This window comes from Ruegeria sp. BC2, from assembly GCF_056539245.1.
On the sequence record NZ_JBQFUQ010000001.1, the window covers coordinates 755,292 to 772,755 of the forward strand.

Sequence of the window (17,464 nt, forward strand, 5' to 3'; positions counted from 1 at the left end):
TATGCTGCGCATCGCACTTGCCGCCACACTGCTTGCCACACCGCTGGCTGCCGCTGAAACCAAGGAGCAAAGCTGCCGCTATCAAGCAGACGTTGTGGCGGCGGTACAAAAAGCCCGTCTTGATCGCGTGAAAGAACGGGACGTTCCGGAAGCGGTGGCCGAGGCCGGCCCAACCTGGCCCGAGAACTACAACGCTGCGATCCCGTTGATCACACCGTGGGTCTATGAGCAGAAGATGCGCGACATCCGCAAAAAAGACCTTGGCGCCGCCTGGATGGAGCTGTGCCTGCAGCAGTAATCCACAGGGCCGCGAATTGGCTGTGGACAAAGGCCTGCCGCGCCCTTGGCGGGCGGCCCGGTTTCTGCCATGTATGACACATGTCTTTGCCCCCTGGATTTCTGGATGAGCTGCGCACCCGTCTGAGCCTGTCTCAGGTCGTCGGACGCAAGGTCATGTGGGACAACCGCAAGTCCAATCCGGGCAAGGGCGACATGTGGGCGCCATGCCCGTTCCATCACGAAAAAACCGCCTCGTTCCATGTGGATGACCAGAAGGGGTTCTATTACTGCTTCGGGTGTCACGCCAAGGGCGACGCGATCAGCTTTGTGAAGGAAACCGAGAACGTCTCGTTCATCGAGGCGGTCGAGATCCTGGCGCGCGAAGCCGGATTGCCGATGCCCGCGCGCGACCCAAAGGCGCAGGAAAAGCAGGACCATCGGGCGCAATTGGCCGATGTCATGGAGCAGGCGGTACAGTTCTTTCGCCTGCAACTCAAGACCGGGGCAGGGGCCGAGGCGCGCGCCTATATGGACCGCCGCGGTCTGGACGCTCAGGCGTTGGATCGCTGGGAAATCGGGTTTGCGCCCGATGGCTGGCAGGCGTTGTGGGACTATCTGCGCGGCAAGAACGTGGCCGAGGACCTGATCCTGGGCGCCGGTCTGGCCAAGCCGTCGAACAAGGGCAAAAAGCCCTATGACACCTTCCGCAACCGCATCATGTTCCCGATCCGCGATCCGCGCGGCCGGTGCATCGCGTTCGGCGGGCGGGCGATGGACCCCAATGACAACGCCAAATATCTGAACTCGCCCGAGACCGCGCTGTTCGACAAGGGGCGAAGCCTCTACAACCACGGACCGGCCCGTCAGGCGGCGGGCAAGGGGCAACCGCTGATCGTGACCGAGGGCTATATGGATGTGATTGCCCTGTCCGAGGCAGGCTTCGGCGCCTCCGTCGCGCCGCTGGGCACCGCGATCACAGAACACCAGCTGCACATGCTGTGGCGCATCTCCGACGAGCCGATCATCGCGCTGGATGGCGACACGGCCGGTATGCGTGCGGCGATGCGGGCCATCGACCTGGCGCTGCCGTTGCTGGTGGCCGGCAAGTCTCTGCGGTTTGCCCTGATGCCCGAGGGCAAGGACCCCGACGATCTGCTGCGCGCCGAAGGCCCGGCGGCGGTTCAGGCGGTGCTGGACGCGGCCATTCCGATGGTCAGGCTTCTGTGGCGGCGCGAGACCGAGGGCAAGGTGTTCGACAGCCCCGAGCGCAAGGCGGCCCTCGACAAGGCGCTGCGCGAAAAGATCCAACTGATCCGCGATCCTTCGATCCGGTCGCATTACGGGCAGGAAATCAAGGATCTCCGCTGGCAACTCTTCCGCCCGCAGCGGCAAGGGGCAGGGGCTCGAAACTGGCAGCCGAAAGGCAAATGGCAACCGCCAAAACCGTCGGCAACGCCCGATGCGCGGGCCTCGTTCCTTGCGTCCTCGGAGAATGCGGATATCCAACTGCGTGAAGCGGCAATCCTTGCGATTGCAATCCTGAACCCCGAGGTCGTCGTTCAATTCGAGCACCAACTGGAAGAGATGGAATGCCTGAACACCGATCACGCGGCCCTGCGCGATGCAATCCTGCGGCACGCGATCGACGATCCCGACAACCTGAAAGAGCACATTGTTCAGTCTTTGGGGCCGGCCCCTCTTGAAAACCTGCTGGCCCTTCGCCATGTCGCTGTAATCCCCTGTGTGCACAAACCGGGCGACGTCGAAAAGGCTCAGATGACTCTGGCCGAGGAACTCGCAAAAATCAAAGCGCTCCGGGGGCTGGATGCCGAGATTGCCGAAGCCGAAGAGGAGTTGTCCGATCTGGCGGACGAAGCGTTAACGTTCCGGTTGGCCCAGGCCGCCGAAGAACGCAACCGCGCAAGCCGCAGCCAGAACGAGGACAGGGCCGTTTTCGACATTGCTGACAACGGGGCGCGAATCAATCGTGACGAGAAAGACGCGTTTCAGGCGATCATGTCCGGCATCAAGTTCGAGCGGAAACGCCGCTGAAGTGGTGTTTTCATAAAGCACTGGAAAAGAAAAACGGGTAAACGGGTGGCCGAATCACTTCTACGCGCTAATGATTCGGTTCCAACGAATCACCCATCCCTGCAGGAGCACTGAATGGCCGCCAAGGATACCAACGAGGAACGGAAGTCCGACGACCAGGAACAGGAAATCTCGCTGGACATGAGCCAGGCCCAGGTCAAGAAGATGATCGCCGAGGCTCGCGAGAAAGGCTACATCACTTACGATCAGCTCAACCAGGTCCTGCCGCCGGATCAGGTCAGTTCGGAACAGATCGAGGACGTCATGTCGATGCTGTCCGAGATGGGCATCAACATCATCGAAGACGAAGAGGCCGAAGAGGAAGAGCAGAAGGGCTCGACCGATCTGGTCACCACCGACAGTAACCGAGAGGTTGCGCTGGCCGGTGCGCAAACCGAAAAGCTGGACCGGACCGATGACCCGGTGCGCATGTATCTGCGCGAGATGGGGTCGGTAGAATTGCTGAGCCGCGAGGGCGAAATCGCCATCGCGAAACGGATCGAAGCCGGTCGCAACACCATGATCCTCGGGCTTTGCGAAAGCCCGCTGACCTTCCAGGCGATCTCGATCTGGCATGACGAACTGTTGTCCGAGGACATCCTGCTGCGCGATGTCATCGATCTGGAAGCGACGTTCGGCAATCAGATGGACGAGGATGGCGACGTAGAAGAGCCGGTGGTGGATACTTCGGCTGTCACGGCCGCCAAGCCCGCCAAGGACACGGGTCCCGAACTGGATGCTGACGGCAACCCGATTGCCAACGACGATGACGATGATGAAGACGATCAGGCGAACATGTCTTTGGCCGCGATGGAAGCGGCACTGAAAGATCAGGTTCTGACTCAGCTTGAGCGGATCTCGACGGATTTCGCAAAGCTCTCGGAGATGCAGGACAGCCGGATATCGGCAACTCTGAACGAGGATGGGTCGTTCAGCGACAAGGATGAGCAGACCTATCAAAAGCTGCGCGCCGAGATCGTTGAACTGGTGAATGGCCTGCATCTGCACAACAACCGGATCGAAGCCCTGATCGATCAGTTGTACGGCATCAACAAAAGGGTGATGTCGCTGGACAGTGCCATGGTGAAGCTGGCCGACCAGGCCCGCATCAACCGCCGTGAGTTCATTGACGAGTATCGCGGTCGTGAACTTGATCCCAACTGGCTGTCCGACATGGCTCAAAAGCCGGGCCGGGGCTGGCAAATGTTCATCGAACGCTCGTCGGACAAGGTCGAGGAACTTCGCAACGACATGGCGCAGATCGGTCAGTATGTCGGTCTGGACATCAGCGAATTCCGCCGCATCGTGCAGCAGGTCCAGAAGGGCGAGAAAGAGGCGCGTCAGGCCAAGAAGGAAATGGTCGAGGCCAACCTGCGCCTGGTGATCTCGATCGCTAAGAAATACACCAACCGTGGCCTGCAATTCCTTGATCTCATTCAGGAAGGCAACATCGGCCTGATGAAGGCGGTGGACAAGTTCGAATACCGCCGTGGCTACAAGTTCTCGACCTATGCGACCTGGTGGATCCGTCAAGCGATCACGCGCTCGATCGCGGATCAGGCGCGCACCATCCGTATTCCGGTGCACATGATCGAGACGATCAACAAGCTGGTGCGGACTGGCCGCCAGATGCTGCACGAGATCGGACGCGAGCCGACGCCGGAAGAACTGGCCGAAAAGCTTCAGATGCCGCTTGAAAAGGTCCGCAAGGTGATGAAGATCGCCAAGGAGCCGATTTCTCTGGAAACCCCGATCGGCGACGAGGAAGACAGCCAGCTGGGCGATTTCATCGAGGACAAGAATGCGGTGCTGCCGCTGGATAGTGCCATTCAGGAAAACCTTAAGGAAACCACCACGCGGGTACTGGCCTCGCTTACCCCGCGCGAGGAGCGGGTTCTGCGGATGCGTTTCGGCATCGGCATGAACACCGATCACACGCTGGAAGAGGTCGGCCAGCAGTTCAGCGTGACGCGCGAACGTATCCGGCAGATCGAAGCCAAGGCGCTGCGTAAGCTGAAACATCCCAGCCGAAGCCGAAAGCTGCGGTCCTTCCTGGATCAGTGATCAAAAAAGGCGCCTCGACCGAGGCGCCTTTTTTCATTTGCACGGCGGTTTGGTTCACGACGGCCAAACGTGAATTCAATTTGGCGGGAATTCGCAAGTGGTCAGGTCCTTCGCGGACCATATCGCTCGTGTCCACTCATGGGACAGGTCGGGGCGAGGCGGCAACGCTGATGACCCCCGGCCGCTTGTCAGGCAAGCTTTCTGCGCCGGGACTGATCCTTGAACGCGCTGGGAGATTGCCCGGTCCAGCGTTTGAAGGCAGTCGAAAACGCCGCCTGGTCTGCGTAGCCAAGGCTGTACGAGATCTCAGAAAGGCCCATGTCGTTCTTCAGAAACGTTCTGGCGAGGTCGCAGCGCAGGTCGTCGACAATTTCGCGAAAGCTGGTGCCTTCCTCGGTCAGGCGCCGACCGAATGTCCGCGGGCTCATGCCCAGATCCTTGGCGACCTGTTCGGCGCGGGCGATGGCTCCCGGAAGCGATTGGGTGATCCGCCCTTCGACCCGCGACCGCAATGTCTGTTTTTCGTCGCTGTTTTCATGCAGCAGACGGTCACCATATTCCATCAGGTGCTGTCGCAAGCTGGGGTCGTAGGTCGGGACGGGCACGTCGAGCGTTGATTGCGGCAAAATGATCTCGAGCTTTTCCGCGCCAAACACCACCGGGAATTTGCCGAGTTTGGAATAGTCTTCCTCTCGCGCGCCGACCTTGTGCTGAAACCGTAGTTCGATCGGTTGGATCGGGATCCCCGTCAGAGCACGCAGGCGGGCAATGCAGGCAAACATGAGGAACTCGGTTCGCCGGTGGTACCGCGAAAAGCTTGGGTCCTTCCACCTGGCCTCGATGGTTGCCGAATTTCCGGACTCATACAGCCTCACGGCGATGGCCGGATCAATCAGCCGGTGGAAGTGGTTGGCGTTCTCCAGTACCTGCCGGAGATCCCGGGAATACTTGCTGATATAAGCGGTCAGGCTAGAAGTTGCGCTGAACTGCAAGCCCGTTCGCGCGCCGAACAGGATGTCGTTGAGTTCATCGCAAGCGTGGCGGGCAAACAAGGCCTCGCTATGGGCACTGTACAACTTTGCAGGCGGCGCGAGGTCTTGCGCACTCAGCCCGCTTTTGGCGAGGACTCGAACGACCGTATCAGTATTCCCTGCCTGATCCTGCAACGCGGACGCCAGCAGCTGAATTCTGGCGATATCGACTTGCATGCCACGCTCCGGAACCCACTGAATTGGCCGGATTATGTAGCGAATTTTGTCATTTGCATAGTTTTTGTGAGGTGACCGTTTCCACACAGGGTCAGACACGGCGCACTTACGTGCACCGGAAATGGCTTCAGATCACAAAGACGTGGCCGGGCAAAGAAAGACTCGATGGTACGGCCGTCATAGATCAGCCGCGTGCCGGGTCAGTCCCGTGGGGATCGGGCAGAGCCGAAGGATTTGGTCACACCAACCGATCTGTGGCTCCCCGGCACACATTGAATGCATGTCCCAGTTCCCCGGACGCAAGGCACCACTCGCGTGCGCACTGTTCCTGAAATCATCGTGAACGACGCTGTTCTGGGCTTGGTGAAAAACTAGGCTATGATGCGTGTCGAAATCAGGGAAGATATTTGCAATGAAACATATTCTGACATGCGCCGCGTTGGCGGCAATGGTTGCAGCCGCTCCGGTCGAGACTGACGCCGCCCCGAACGGGTACCGGACCGAGCCGATGAACAGCACCGATTTTGAGGTCATCCCCCGCGCCCGGCAGGACGTTGATGGGTATTGGTGCGCGGCGGCGGATTTTGCTCGGCGCAAACTGGGGGCTGGCTGGCAGCAGCGGATTTACGTTTTGCGCGGCTATGGGCCCAGTGTGACAACCGGGCGTCGGACCGCCGTGCAGTTTTCGATCAAACCGCCGACAGGCGGCGTGCCACAGCAACCCAGCGTAGTGGTTTCGGGATTTCAACCGGGCTACAGCATGTCGGTTCAAGGTGCGAACGCCCGGTGCAACGTGCGCCCGTTCTTCAACTGACGCAAACAGGGCCACCCGGTTGATGCAGGCCGAATTCACCATCGAAACCCGAGGGCAGGGGCTGTACGAGTTCACCTCCGACATCCGTGACTGGCTGTCCGCAAGTGGGGCCGACGGATTGCTGACGCTGTTCGTCCGCCACACATCTTGTTCACTGTTGATACAGGAAAACGCGGATCCCGAGGTTCAGACGGACCTGCAGGCATTTTTCTCGCGGCTGGTTCCGCCCACAGATCATCCGTCGATGTCTTATCTGAAACATACGTATGAAGGGCCCGATGACATGCCGGCCCATATCAAGGCGGCTATGATGCCGGTCTCGCTTTCGATCCCGGTCCGACGTGGGCAACCTGCCTTGGGAACATGGCAGGGTATCTACCTGTTCGAACACCGGACCGCGCCCCATGTTCGCCGAGTTGCGGCGCATTTTGGGTGACCCTGTATGTAGCGGTTGAAATTTCCGACTACCCAAACTCTAGCGGCTGCCCTATAGTTGTGGATAAGTTGGCCACAGCGCTGACAAAAAGAGGCGGAACAAGGGACGAGGAGACGGCGGATGCGCTGCCCGTTTTGCGGAAATATCGATACTCAGGTCAAGGACTCACGTCCGGCAGAAGATCACGTGGCCATCCGCAGGCGTCGGTTCTGCCCCGCGTGTGGGGGCCGTTTCACCACCTATGAGCGGGTACAGTTGCGTGACCTTGTGGTCATCAAGACAAATGGCAAACGCGAGGATTTCGACCGGGACAAACTGGAACGGTCAATCCGTATTTCGATGCAGAAGCGCCCGATTGATCCGGACCGCATCGACCAGATGATATCCGGCATCGTGCGGCGCCTGGAAAGCATGGGTGAGACCGACATTCCGTCCAACAAGATCGGCGAGATCGTCATGGAAGCTCTGGCGCGGATCGACACCGTCGCCTATGTTCGCTTTGCGAGCGTATACAAGAATTTCCAGGCGGCCGATGATTTCGAGGAGTTCGTCCACGAACTGCGCCCGCCGCAGCCATCGACTGACGAGTGACCGAAACAGACAAGCGATACATGGCGCTGGCCCTGTCCTTGGGGCGGCGCGGACAAGGATCTTGCTGGCCCAACCCCGCGGTCGGATGCGTTCTGGTGAAAAACGGCCGGATCGTCGGGCGCGGGTGGACGCAGCCCGGCGGTCGCCCTCATGCGGAAACCGAAGCTCTGGCCCAGGCCTGCGAACAGGCGCGTGGCGCGACCGCTTATGTCTCGCTGGAGCCATGTTCGCATCACGGCAAGACGCCACCTTGTGCTCAGGCTTTGATCGACGCCGGAGTAGCTCGCGTCGTTTCGGCGATCGAGGACAGCGATCCGCGCGTCGCGGGGCAGGGTTTTGCCATGTTGCGCGATGCGGGGATTGAGGTCACGACCGGGGTTCTGAGCGATCAGGCGGCAATGGATCACGCGGGCTTTTTCATGAAGACCGAGCAAGGCCGACCCTTCGTGACGCTGAAACTTGCCAGCAGCTTTGATGGACGGATCGCAACCGAGACCGGGCAGAGCAAGTGGATCACCGGCCCCGAGGCCCGCCGGGCGGTGCATGCCATGCGTGCGCGGCACGATGCGGTGATGGTCGGCGCGGGCACCGCGCGGGCCGACGATCCTTCGCTGACGGTTCGTGATCTGGGTATCGACCGGCAGCCCGTGCGTGTCGTGGTTTCACGTCACCTCGAATTGCCTTTGCTCAGCCAGTTGGCCCGAACCGCCTCTGATATTCCCGTTTGGTTGTGCCACGGCCCGTCGCCCGATCCCGAGCGTGCCGCGGCGTGGCAGGGACTGGGCGCACGGCTGATATCCTGCGCTTTGCAGGATCACCGGATCGATGCTGCAGACATGCTCCACCAATTGGGGCAGGCCGGTCTGACCCGGGTTTTCTGCGAGGGGGGCTCGGCTCTGGCCGCGTCCCTGCTGGCAAATGATCTGGTCGACGAGTTGGTCGGTTTCAGCGCGGGCTTGGCCATCGGGGCCGAAGGCTTGCCCGCCATTGGCGCCATGGGGCTTGAGGACCTGGGCGACGCGCCTCGATTTGCGCTGGTCGAAACCCGGGACTTGGGTGGCGATGTTCTGCATGTCTGGCGCAGGCCGGTCCGCTAGCGGCGAGCCCTAGCGCCACAGGTTCGCATGTGTTGCAAAAGCCCCCTGAAGCTTGGCCAGCAGCCGGATTGCCGGCCCAGCAGGTGAAATCGGGCCCTGCGCCAAACGTTCTGCGACAACCTCCGCCGGGCAGGCATCGCGAGTGACTGGATCGAAATACCGTGGATAGTCGATGAGCGTGGCGTAGGCCAGGCCCAGCACCGTCGGTCGCGCGCCTCGGCGTGCCGGGACCGATCCGAGGTCGGTCGTCAGACCCCAGCCGGCGTAGAACGGGGCCCCAAGCGTAGTGACCTTTATCCCGCGCAGCAGAGCTTCGAACCCAAGCAGTGAGGTCATAGTCCAGACCTCCTGAACCTCCGGCAGAACCAGTGCCGGGTCGACCTCGTAGAGGACGACATCGGCCAAACCCTCGGCGTCTATTCGACCGTCCCGAAGCCCGGCCTCAACATCCGGATGCGGTTTGTAGATCAGAACTGCGTCGGGATTGGCCGCGCGAACGGTGCTCAGCAACTCGAGATTTGTGCGGACCGTGCTGGTGCCCAACCGGATCGAGGCGTCATCCTCTACTTGGCCAGGTACAAGAATACGGTGCCCGTCCGGTAGGGGCGGGCAACTGCCGCCCGTATTGTATTTGCTTAGTCCCGCCGCGGTGAGTTGCGTCACCAGGCGGCGTATCCGTATCTCCTGATCGGGTCGCAACTCTTCGCGAGCGGTGATCAGTTCTTCCAGACGGCTGGGTCGGGTGGGGTCGTAGTAAATTCCAAGGTCGTCGGTCACCAGTGAAAGCGGCGGCACAAGGTTGGCCCCCAACCCGCGCGAGCGCAAAAAACCGTCTTCGACGCGGACCACATCTTCGGCTTCCAGATCACGATTGGCCCAGACCATATGCGGCCTGTCGGAAGCCGAGGGTCGCTCCGGCACGAAACGGACTTTTTTCCACTTCCCGAAGGTTTGCTGAATATGCCTGCGTTTCCACAGGCGCATTCCAGACGCTGTCCAGCCGTGCCTGTCCTGTCGCCAGGCGCGGCTCTGGGCCTCAAGCGTATCCAGCACCGTTTCAAGCTCACACAGCTGGTCGCGATAGGGATCGTACCACGTCGGGTACAGTATCATGGCGGCAGCGAATAGTTGAGCGCGGGTCAGATTGCGCTGCCGGCGCGGCAGAGGCATCTCGTCCTGCGTCAGACCCCACCCGGCATAGAAGGGTTGCCCAAAAACCCTAGGTTTGTGACCGGCCAGAATGGCCTCAAACCCCAGTTGCGAGGACAGGGTATAGACCCCAATCGCGCCTTCCAGCAACGACCAGGGGCTGATCTGATCCGCCAACAGGGAGACGCGGTCAGTTTCGTCATCCGCCGAGAAAAAACCGCGCCGATGACCCTGCAGTGTTTCCGGGTGGGTCTTGATGATCACACGCGCGCCGGGGTTTTCCTCTTGGGCCATGATCAGCATTTCGAGAAACCGCGCAGGGTCGCCCCGGCTTGCCGTAACCGCCGCATCGCCCTGTATCTGATCGACAACGAGCACATAGCCCGGATCCGGGGGTGCGATATCCGGGTCGCAGGCCGAATACTTGCTCAGATGCGATTCCTTCAGCCGTGCGATCGCGCCGCGCGCCCGATCCAGCAGGGCGGTGTCATCCAGCGGGTGCGTAGCCAGCAGAGTTTCGAGGTCCGAAGGCTGTGACGGATCGAAATGCATCGCACGTCGTTCCAGAAGCAGGCCCAGTGGCGGCTCGTGATCGCGCCCCGGCAGCAGGGATCGAAGGAATGCATCCTCGACCCGCAACAGCGGGATATCCCGGTCCTTTGCAACTCGGGTTCCGCGGTGCGCGGTCGGGCTTTCGCCCCAGATGCCCACCATGTCGCCCGAACGCGGAAGCCCAACGCGAATGTCGAATCCCGCCAGCGACAAGATGCGTCGGACCCTGCGTTGGGCCAGAAACCCACCATTGTAGACATACAGGCGCGTTCGATCCTCGGCGTCCGCAGTGTCGGCGCCGGGAATCATGCCTCAGTTTCCGGTCAGCGTGGCGACGTTTGCAACTGGTGTCAGACCACCGGCAATCAGCGAAATCGACTTGGTCCACTGTGCATACGGGGCTTCGGTCACGTAAATCGTGTCGTCGTCGCGGATCACGAAATCACGTGCCACAAACAGACCGTTGGGCGCCGTGAGGTTCAGCAGGTAGATCACGCGTTGTTCGCCCTGAAGGTTCGGCTGGCCCAGCACTTTGCGTGCGATATCTTCGCGCTCGTCCCTCAGAACGAAGATCCCTGTGGGATCCGAGGATAGCGACTGCAAGCCGCCGACCTGCGCCAGCGCTTCCAGCGCGGACAGATCCTGACTGTCGAAGGCGACCCGGGATTGCCCACCCGTGGCCCCCAGCGCGATATACGACCGGGTGTCCTGTTCGACCAGGATGCGATCACCACCGCGCAGAGCGATGTCGGTTTCAGGATTGCGGAACAGATCGTCATACCACACGGTGCCACGCTGATTGCCGCGGATCACCGTGACCAGCGCAATATCCGGGGCGACCGCCACGCCACCGGCCCTTGCTAGCATCGTCGAAAGCGTGCGGGTCGGGCGCTCGATCGGATAGATGCCAGAGGCACCGATCGTACCGGTTACCGAGACCGTCGCACCGTCACCCGCCACGCGGCGGATCTGAACCTGCGGATCAGGCGTCTGCTCGCGCAGCTTTTCCGCAATCAGCGAGCGTAGCTGCTCGGGCGTGTTGCCCGAGGCGCGCAAGCGGCCGGCATAGGGCACGAAAATAAAGCCTTCGCTGTCGACCTGAACCTCATCGAGATTGGTCGATGGGCCGGTTTCACCAGCCAGCAGACCGTCGTCGACGTTTTCCCAGATGGTCAGGCCAAGCACGTCGCCGGGACGAATGGTGTCGGATGTTACGCTTTGTGCTGACCGGAAGGCGGGCGGAAAGCCAAACTGTGGAACCGCAGAGGTGACGTGGGCCACCCGGTCATCAACTTCGACCACGTGGGCGTTGCCGCCATTGACTGTCGAGCCCGCAAGAATTTCGGTTTTGTTCGGCCCGGCCTTGGGCAGTTGGCACGCTGTCAGAAGGCCAATGGCTGCAACGAGGGACAACCCTCGTATCCATCGAGTAGGGAAACGCTGCACTGCCGAAATACCTCGAGTTTCGTATGTAGTCTTTTGGTTTACGGTCAAACTAGCGGTTTCAAACTTCAAGTTCCAGCCAGCGAAGCACCGTGTCATTCAACGATTTTCAACTGTGGCGTGATGGTCGCGATTCCGGTCAGCGCGGCCTGATAAGGGTCGCGAGCCTGCAGCATCATGTCAGCGACTCGCCGCAGCAACTGGCGCCGTCCGCCGCGCGAGTAATAGCCGCCCGGCACCTGGCTGGTTTCCAACAGGAATTGGCGGTATGCCCGATAGGCCTCCGTGTCAGGTTTTTGCGGGTGCCTGAAAAATTCGTCAATCGGTTGATGCGAGACCAGTTCAGGCTTGTCGTAGACCGACTTTCCAAAGACACGCAGAGGGATGCCACGCCATAGAGCCTGCTGCCCGGCGGTGGAATTGATAGTCAGGGCCGAGCTCGCGTGATCCAGAAGTCGCGCCAGCTTTCCCCCGGGCACGTAATGCACGCGATCCGAGATGCCCAGTTCGCGCGCAAGTGCTTGGACGCGTCTTCTCAGCGGCTCGCGCTGGTTCTCAAGGGGATGTTCCTTGATGACCAGGCGGTGGTGGGACGGAGCGCCCTTGGCGAACCCTTCCATCACCGGGGTGATGAAATCGGCCATGCATGAAAAATCCGAATGCGCCTGGACGGAACTGTCGTGCCCCAGTTGCAGCAGCACCAGATGATACGGGAACCCGCCGCGCCTTACGCGCCAGGTGGCGAGAACGCGCTGCAACCGATGGATCGGCATGAGCGCCAAACGTTTGAAATACAGTTTGAATTCCTTTGAGACGTGCACTTCTCGGTGCGGGCGGAAATTTCGGTACCCGCGGTTCGCACACAGAACGAACCAGTGGTACAGTGCGCCGTAGAAAATGTGTTGCCGCATATCCCCCCAATGTGACGGGGGTGGGGGCGTTTTGGCGCCCGAGCTTTGCAACGCTTGCTGCATCTGGGCGATTTCCAGATCCATCAGGCGAGAATGTCCGTTTGACCCATTGCGTTCATAGGTGACCCACCAAGGTCGAAGGTACCCTTCCTCGAACACATGAACACGGATGCCGTGGCTTCGCGCCGTACGGATCGCGTCGGCGTGCACCGGGCGAACATCGCCATAAAGCACGATGTCGGTAACACCGCGCGACAGGATGATGTTCGTCAGGCTTTCCGGCCAGTTTTCTAGCCCGCCGCGATAGGGGATATAGCTAGCGCGATCGAACCAAAAGGCCTGGTCCCCGGCGTTGAACCCGACACGCCACACCTGCGCGCCAGCCGCGCGCAACATGCGACCCAGGCCGCTGAAGAACGGCCCATGCGGCCCCTGCAGAAACAGGAATACGCGATTGTCGGAGTTGTCCTTCGGTTGCCTCATGCCAGATGCTCGAATTCTGGTTGCCCGTGTTTTATTGAACAAACTATGCCTTTTTGCGGCCAGCCGGGCAAGGCAGGGCTTGCTCCGCCCGCCACTTGGCCTTACCTCGGCGTGGATTGCATGGCACAGCTTAGGCGCAGAGGGTTAACGGAATGTTTACTGGGATCGTCACCGATATCGGCACAATCATCGAGTTGGAGCAGCAGGGCGATCTGCGTGCGCGCATTCGGACAGGCTATGATACATCCGGCATAGATATTGGTGCGTCGATCGCCAGCGACGGGGTTTGCCTGACAGTCATCGCGCTGGGTGATGACTGGTACGATGTTCAGATCAGCGCCGAGACCGTTTCCAAAACCAATCTGGACGGCTGGAAGGTGGGCTCAAGGGTCAACCTTGAACGGGCCTTGAAGGTGGGTGACGAATTGGGTGGCCATATCGTATCGGGACACGTGGATGGCGTCGCAGAGATCGTCGCGATGGCCGAAGAAGGAGACAGCACCCGCGTAACCCTGCGCGCGCCCAAGGATTTAGCGCGCTTCATCGCGCCCAAGGGCTCGGTTGCTCTGAACGGCACTTCGCTTACGGTCAACGATGTCGACGGTTGCGATTTCGGGATCAACTTCATTCCTCATACCAAAGAGGTGACGACCTGGGGCGCGGCGAAGGTCGGAGATCGGGTCAATCTGGAAATCGACACGCTCGCCCGGTACGTGGCCCGTCTGGCCGAGGTTTCGTGATCGCCAGCGAAGAAATTGCGTCGCGTTAGATACGGCCCACTTCGTTTGCGGACTGGCCTTTGTGCGCGCGCTGGTCTATCCCGCGATGCAACACCTGCTCTGTGAAAGGCTGCCCCATGAGCTTTGAAACACCCGGACCGGTCGAGGCCCAGCTGCGCGACGCGATCAGCCCGATCGAAGAGATCATCGAAGAGGCGCGCCAGGGCCGGATGTACATCCTGGTCGACCACGAGGACCGCGAAAACGAAGGCGACCTGGTGATCCCGGCGGAATTCGCCGATGCCGAGGCGATCAATTTCATGGCCACCCATGGCCGCGGCCTGATCTGCCTGCCGATGACGGCCGAGCGGATCGACCGGCTGGGCCTGCCGATGATGGCCGTGAACAACTCGTCGCGGCACGAAACCGCCTTTACCGTCTCGATCGAGGCACGCGAAGGCGTCAGCACCGGGATCTCGGCCGCCGACCGGGCGCTGACCATCGCCACCGCGATCAACGAACAGAACACCATGGCGCATCTGGCCACGCCCGGCCATGTCTTTCCGCTGCGCGCCAAGCGGGGCGGGGTGCTTGTGCGCGCCGGCCACACCGAGGCCGCCGTGGACATTTCGCGCCTGGCCGGGCTGAACCCCTCGGGCGTGATCTGCGAGATCATGAAGCCCGACGGCACCATGGCCCGGCTGCCCGATCTGGTCGAGTTCGCCAAGGAGCACGGTCTAAAGATCGGCACCATCAGCGACCTGATTTCGTACCGCGCGCGCCACGACAATCTGGTGGTCGAGACCGCGCGCCGGATGGTCACGTCTGAATATGGCGGCGAGTGGGAGATGCGGATCTTCACCGATCAGACCCACGGGATTGAGCATTTGGTGATGATCAAGGGCGACATCAGCACGCCCGAGCCCGTACTGACCCGCACCCACGCGCTGCACGAGGCCTCGGACATTCTGGGTCTTGGCCCGAAATCGCCGCAGGAACTGCCGCGCGCGATGGAAAAGATTGCCGCCGAGGGGCGGGGCGTGGTCTGCCTGTTCCGCAACCCGCGCAACTCGCTGTACGCAGCCGAGGACGAAGGCCCGCGCACCATCAAGCAAACCGGTCTGGGCGCGCAGATCCTGTCCAAGATGGGCATAAAGGAACTGGTGCTGCTGACCGACTCGCCGCAGACGAAATACCTGGGTCTGGACGCCTTTGGTCTGTCCATCGTCGGGACCCGCTCGATTTTCAAGGATGACTGAGCATGGCTGAGCAAGACAAACACGGCGTTCTGCCGACCCCGAAATTCGAGGACCCGGTCAAGCTGCTGATCGTCGTGGCCCCGTTCTATCGCGCCATCGCCGACGACCTGGTTCGCGGCGCCAAGGCCGAAATCGAGGCCGCCGGCGGCAGCTGCGAGGTGGTCGAGGTGCCCGGTGCGCTCGAGATCCCGACGGCGATTGCCATGGCCGACCGCCAGTGCAACTTTGACGGCTACGTCGCACTGGGCTGCGTGATCCGGGGCGAGACCACGCATTACGAAACCGTCTGCAACGATTCCAGCCGCGCAATCCAACTGCTGGGCCTGCAGGGCCTGTGCATCGGCAACGGCATCCTGACGGTTGAAAATGACGCGCAGGCCGAAGTGCGCGCGAATCCTGAAAAGATGAACAAAGGTGGCGGCGCGGCGGCTGCGGCCTTGCATCTGATCGCACTCAGACGTAAGTGGGGCGCTTCGAAAAAGGGCGTCGGATTCAAGCCGCCGTCCGAGTCCATCCTCGTGGCGGGCGACAGCAACGGATCAACGACAGCATGACCCAGACAGACACGCCGAAACCGGCAAACCGGAAACGCCTGATGAAATCCGCCGCGCGGCTGTATGCCGTGCAGGCGCTGTTCCAGATGGAGCAGTCGGGCCAGACGACCGAGCAGGTGGTCAACGAGTTTCTGGATCACCGGTTCGGCGCGGTCTACGAGGGCGACGAGATGCTGGAAGGCGACAGCGCGCTGTTTCGCAAGCTGGTGGATGACGCGGTGAACTATCAAGCGCCGATCGACCAGATGACCGACCGTGCGCTGGTGGCTAAGTGGCCGATTTCGCGTATCGACCCGACCCTGCGAGCGCTGTTCCGTGCGGCCGGGGCCGAGCTGAGCCAGAGCGACACGCCGCCCAAAGTGGTCATCACCGAATTCGTCGACGTGGCGCGCGCCTTCTTCCCCGAAGGGAAAGAGCCGAAATTCGTCAACGCGGTTCTGGATCACATGGCGCGCGAAGCCAAGCCCGAGGCGTTCTGACGCGCCAAGGGCGATTTTACCCGGCATGAAATTGCGCTAGACTCCTGTCATGTGAAGGAGGTGCGTCATGCCGAAACTGATCCGTCTTTACATTACCCAAGTCGCACTGGGATTCGTGATCTCGGCTGTGTTTGTCGCGGTGCTGCTGCTGTTGAACGTAGCCAACCTACGCAACCTCATCACCGGGTCCGACATTGGCTTTGTCGCGCTGATCATGATCTGGTTCATGAACGGGATCGTCTTTGCAGGCGTCCAATTCGCCTATGCGATCATGAGCATGGCTGAAAAGCCCAAAGGCCCGCGCGGAGGCACCCCGGTCGCGGTCAAGTTGGAACCCGTGCGCGTCGAAGCGCGCCGGTCGTGATGGGCCAGAGCCGCTTTGCGCTTGTTTTGACCAATTTGTCGACAGCCACAGCCCTTTGCGCGTGAACACTTTCGCATCTATTGAGCCGGAATTGTCGCAATCGAGTGCTCAACTGTTCCCGGAAGAAGACTGGGGAAACCTCTCTACGGCGGTATTTCCCACGCGTCGGGTTTGAGGACAATCCCCTGATCGGAAGGCGGCGGGACCACCAGGCAACCGTGCGGTTTTGATTCCCGAGGACCTGTATGTACAGGTGGGCGCCAGGTAATCGGGCCAGGACCCGAACAGAGCCAGCTCCCTCGGAATTGCTTAAGGCCACCGGAATGCTACCAGTCACGAGAAGGGCAGAACCCGCCAAGGGCGTAAGTAGGGCGCAACACTGAGTTTCACAAGGGGCTTGCACAACAGTTTTTGGTCTGGGTCGTGAGGAAGCTGATTGTGGGGGCAAATCCTGGGCATGGGGGCCGGGTAAAATCCGGGATGATGATCAACACCTGCCAACTTGACAATTTGTTCACTAATTGTTCACACTCTGCGCATGACAGTTGAACTTCAGCCCGGACAAAGACTGGCAAGGGGTGTCTCTAGACACCTTGTGACGCACGGCTTTGTTTCGATTGAGGAATTCGTCCCGACCCGCGGGTTGCGCGTTGACCTCATGGGGTTGGGGCCCAAGGGCGAGCTTTGGGTGATCGAGTGCAAGTCCAGCCGGGCGGACTATATGTCCGATTCGAAGTGGCAGGGTTATCTGGATTGGTGCGACCGCTTCTTCTGGGCGGTGGACACGGACTTTCCCACCGAGCTGCTGCCCGCTGAAACCGGACTTATCATTGCGGATGCTTATGACGCCGAGATCGTACGCATGTCCCCCGAGACCAAGTTGGCCGGGGCAAGACGCAAAAAGATGATCCAGAAATTTGCCATGGACGCCGCGCGGCGGTTGCATGGCCTGCGTGATCCACGGCTTTGAT

17 protein-coding genes are annotated in these 17,464 nt (G+C 60.8%); 13 read left to right on the plus strand and 4 right to left on the minus strand.

What is annotated here, in order from left to right; all coding sequences use genetic code 11:
• Window position 1 precedes the first annotated feature (1 nt).
• The 3 genes from ACR0CU_RS03680 (at window position 2) to rpoD (ending at window position 4,434) form a co-directional block, all read left to right on the plus strand.
• Window positions 2-298, plus strand: a complete 297-nt coding sequence (locus ACR0CU_RS03680; protein WP_170357503.1) for a hypothetical protein — start codon at window positions 2-4, stop codon at window positions 296-298.
• 80 nt (window positions 299-378) lie between these two features.
• Window positions 379-2,331, plus strand: a complete 1,953-nt coding sequence (gene dnaG / locus ACR0CU_RS03685) for a DNA primase (RefSeq protein ID WP_170445358.1) — start codon at window positions 379-381, stop codon at window positions 2,329-2,331.
• A 114-nt stretch (window positions 2,332-2,445) separates the two neighbouring features.
• Window positions 2,446-4,434: an RNA polymerase sigma factor RpoD gene (gene rpoD / locus ACR0CU_RS03690; protein ID WP_170357505.1), complete on the plus strand. Its 1,989-nt coding sequence runs from the start codon at window positions 2,446-2,448 to the stop codon at window positions 4,432-4,434.
• Between the two features lie 188 nt (window positions 4,435-4,622).
• Here rpoD and ACR0CU_RS03695 read toward each other — a convergent pair whose 3' ends face one another.
• A complete protein-coding gene (locus tag ACR0CU_RS03695) occupies window positions 4,623-5,642 on the minus strand; it encodes a helix-turn-helix domain-containing protein (RefSeq protein WP_480642484.1) in 1,020 nt (339 codons plus the stop codon).
• Window positions 5,643-6,054: 412 nt separating this feature from the next.
• Between ACR0CU_RS03695 and ACR0CU_RS03700 the strand changes: the two genes are divergently transcribed.
• From ACR0CU_RS03700 to ribD, 4 genes are all read left to right on the plus strand, one after another.
• Window positions 6,055-6,456, plus strand: coding sequence for a hypothetical protein (locus ACR0CU_RS03700; RefSeq protein ID WP_170363710.1), 402 nt, complete (start codon window positions 6,055-6,057; stop codon window positions 6,454-6,456).
• A 22-nt stretch (window positions 6,457-6,478) separates the two neighbouring features.
• The gene (locus ACR0CU_RS03705; RefSeq protein WP_170445367.1) at window positions 6,479-6,892 is read left to right on the plus strand and encodes a secondary thiamine-phosphate synthase enzyme YjbQ; all 414 of its coding nucleotides are present in this window, start codon (window positions 6,479-6,481) and stop codon (window positions 6,890-6,892) included.
• A gap of 120 nt (window positions 6,893-7,012) precedes the next feature.
• Window positions 7,013-7,483 carry a transcriptional regulator NrdR gene (gene nrdR / locus ACR0CU_RS03710; protein WP_039534475.1) on the plus strand — a complete coding sequence of 157 codons (471 nt, stop codon included), beginning with the start codon at window positions 7,013-7,015 and terminating at the stop codon, window positions 7,481-7,483.
• Complete coding sequence (ribD, locus tag ACR0CU_RS03715; protein WP_170445370.1) at window positions 7,480-8,580, plus strand: bifunctional diaminohydroxyphosphoribosylaminopyrimidine deaminase/5-amino-6-(5-phosphoribosylamino)uracil reductase RibD; 1,101 nt, start codon at window positions 7,480-7,482, stop codon at window positions 8,578-8,580. The genes nrdR and ribD overlap by 4 nt, the downstream gene beginning before the upstream one ends.
• 9 nt (window positions 8,581-8,589) lie before the next feature.
• On the opposite strand, the gene ACR0CU_RS03720 is transcribed toward ribD, so the two are convergent.
• The 3 genes from ACR0CU_RS03720 to ACR0CU_RS03730 form a co-directional block, all read right to left on the minus strand.
• Complete coding sequence (locus ACR0CU_RS03720; RefSeq protein WP_170445373.1) at window positions 8,590-10,590, minus strand: capsular polysaccharide biosynthesis protein; 2,001 nt, start codon at window positions 10,588-10,590, stop codon at window positions 8,590-8,592.
• Between the two features lie 3 nt (window positions 10,591-10,593).
• Window positions 10,594-11,727 (minus strand): polysaccharide biosynthesis/export family protein, encoded by a 1,134-nt coding sequence (locus ACR0CU_RS03725; protein ID WP_315901692.1) that lies wholly within the window; start codon window positions 11,725-11,727, stop codon window positions 10,594-10,596.
• Between the two features lie 92 nt (window positions 11,728-11,819).
• Window positions 11,820-13,118: a capsule biosynthesis protein gene (locus tag ACR0CU_RS03730; RefSeq protein WP_170445379.1), complete on the minus strand. Its 1,299-nt coding sequence runs from the start codon at window positions 13,116-13,118 to the stop codon at window positions 11,820-11,822.
• Window positions 13,119-13,270: 152 nt separating this feature from the next.
• On the opposite strand from ACR0CU_RS03730, the gene ACR0CU_RS03735 reads away from it, so the two are divergent.
• The 6 genes from ACR0CU_RS03735 to ACR0CU_RS03760 all read left to right on the plus strand — a co-directional run bounded on the left by ACR0CU_RS03735 (window position 13,271) and on the right by ACR0CU_RS03760 (window position 17,463).
• Window positions 13,271-13,858 carry a riboflavin synthase gene (locus tag ACR0CU_RS03735; RefSeq protein WP_170357513.1) on the plus strand — a complete coding sequence of 196 codons (588 nt, stop codon included), beginning with the start codon at window positions 13,271-13,273 and terminating at the stop codon, window positions 13,856-13,858.
• A 116-nt stretch (window positions 13,859-13,974) separates the two neighbouring features.
• Window positions 13,975-15,096: a 3,4-dihydroxy-2-butanone-4-phosphate synthase gene (ribB, locus tag ACR0CU_RS03740; protein WP_093961762.1), complete on the plus strand. Its 1,122-nt coding sequence runs from the start codon at window positions 13,975-13,977 to the stop codon at window positions 15,094-15,096.
• A gap of 2 nt (window positions 15,097-15,098) precedes the next feature.
• Window positions 15,099-15,650 (plus strand): 6,7-dimethyl-8-ribityllumazine synthase, encoded by a 552-nt coding sequence (locus ACR0CU_RS03745; RefSeq protein WP_093961763.1) that lies wholly within the window; start codon window positions 15,099-15,101, stop codon window positions 15,648-15,650.
• A complete protein-coding gene (gene nusB, locus ACR0CU_RS03750; RefSeq protein WP_005983870.1) occupies window positions 15,647-16,129 on the plus strand; it encodes a transcription antitermination factor NusB in 483 nt (160 codons plus the stop codon). Before ACR0CU_RS03745 ends, nusB begins: the two co-directional genes overlap by 4 nt.
• A gap of 67 nt (window positions 16,130-16,196) precedes the next feature.
• The gene (locus ACR0CU_RS03755) at window positions 16,197-16,493 is read left to right on the plus strand and encodes a hypothetical protein (protein WP_170445382.1); all 297 of its coding nucleotides are present in this window, start codon (window positions 16,197-16,199) and stop codon (window positions 16,491-16,493) included.
• Window positions 16,494-17,031: 538 nt separating this feature from the next.
• The gene (locus tag ACR0CU_RS03760; RefSeq protein WP_170445385.1) at window positions 17,032-17,463 is read left to right on the plus strand and encodes an MmcB family DNA repair protein; all 432 of its coding nucleotides are present in this window, start codon (window positions 17,032-17,034) and stop codon (window positions 17,461-17,463) included.
• Window position 17,464: the final 1 nt, after the last annotated feature.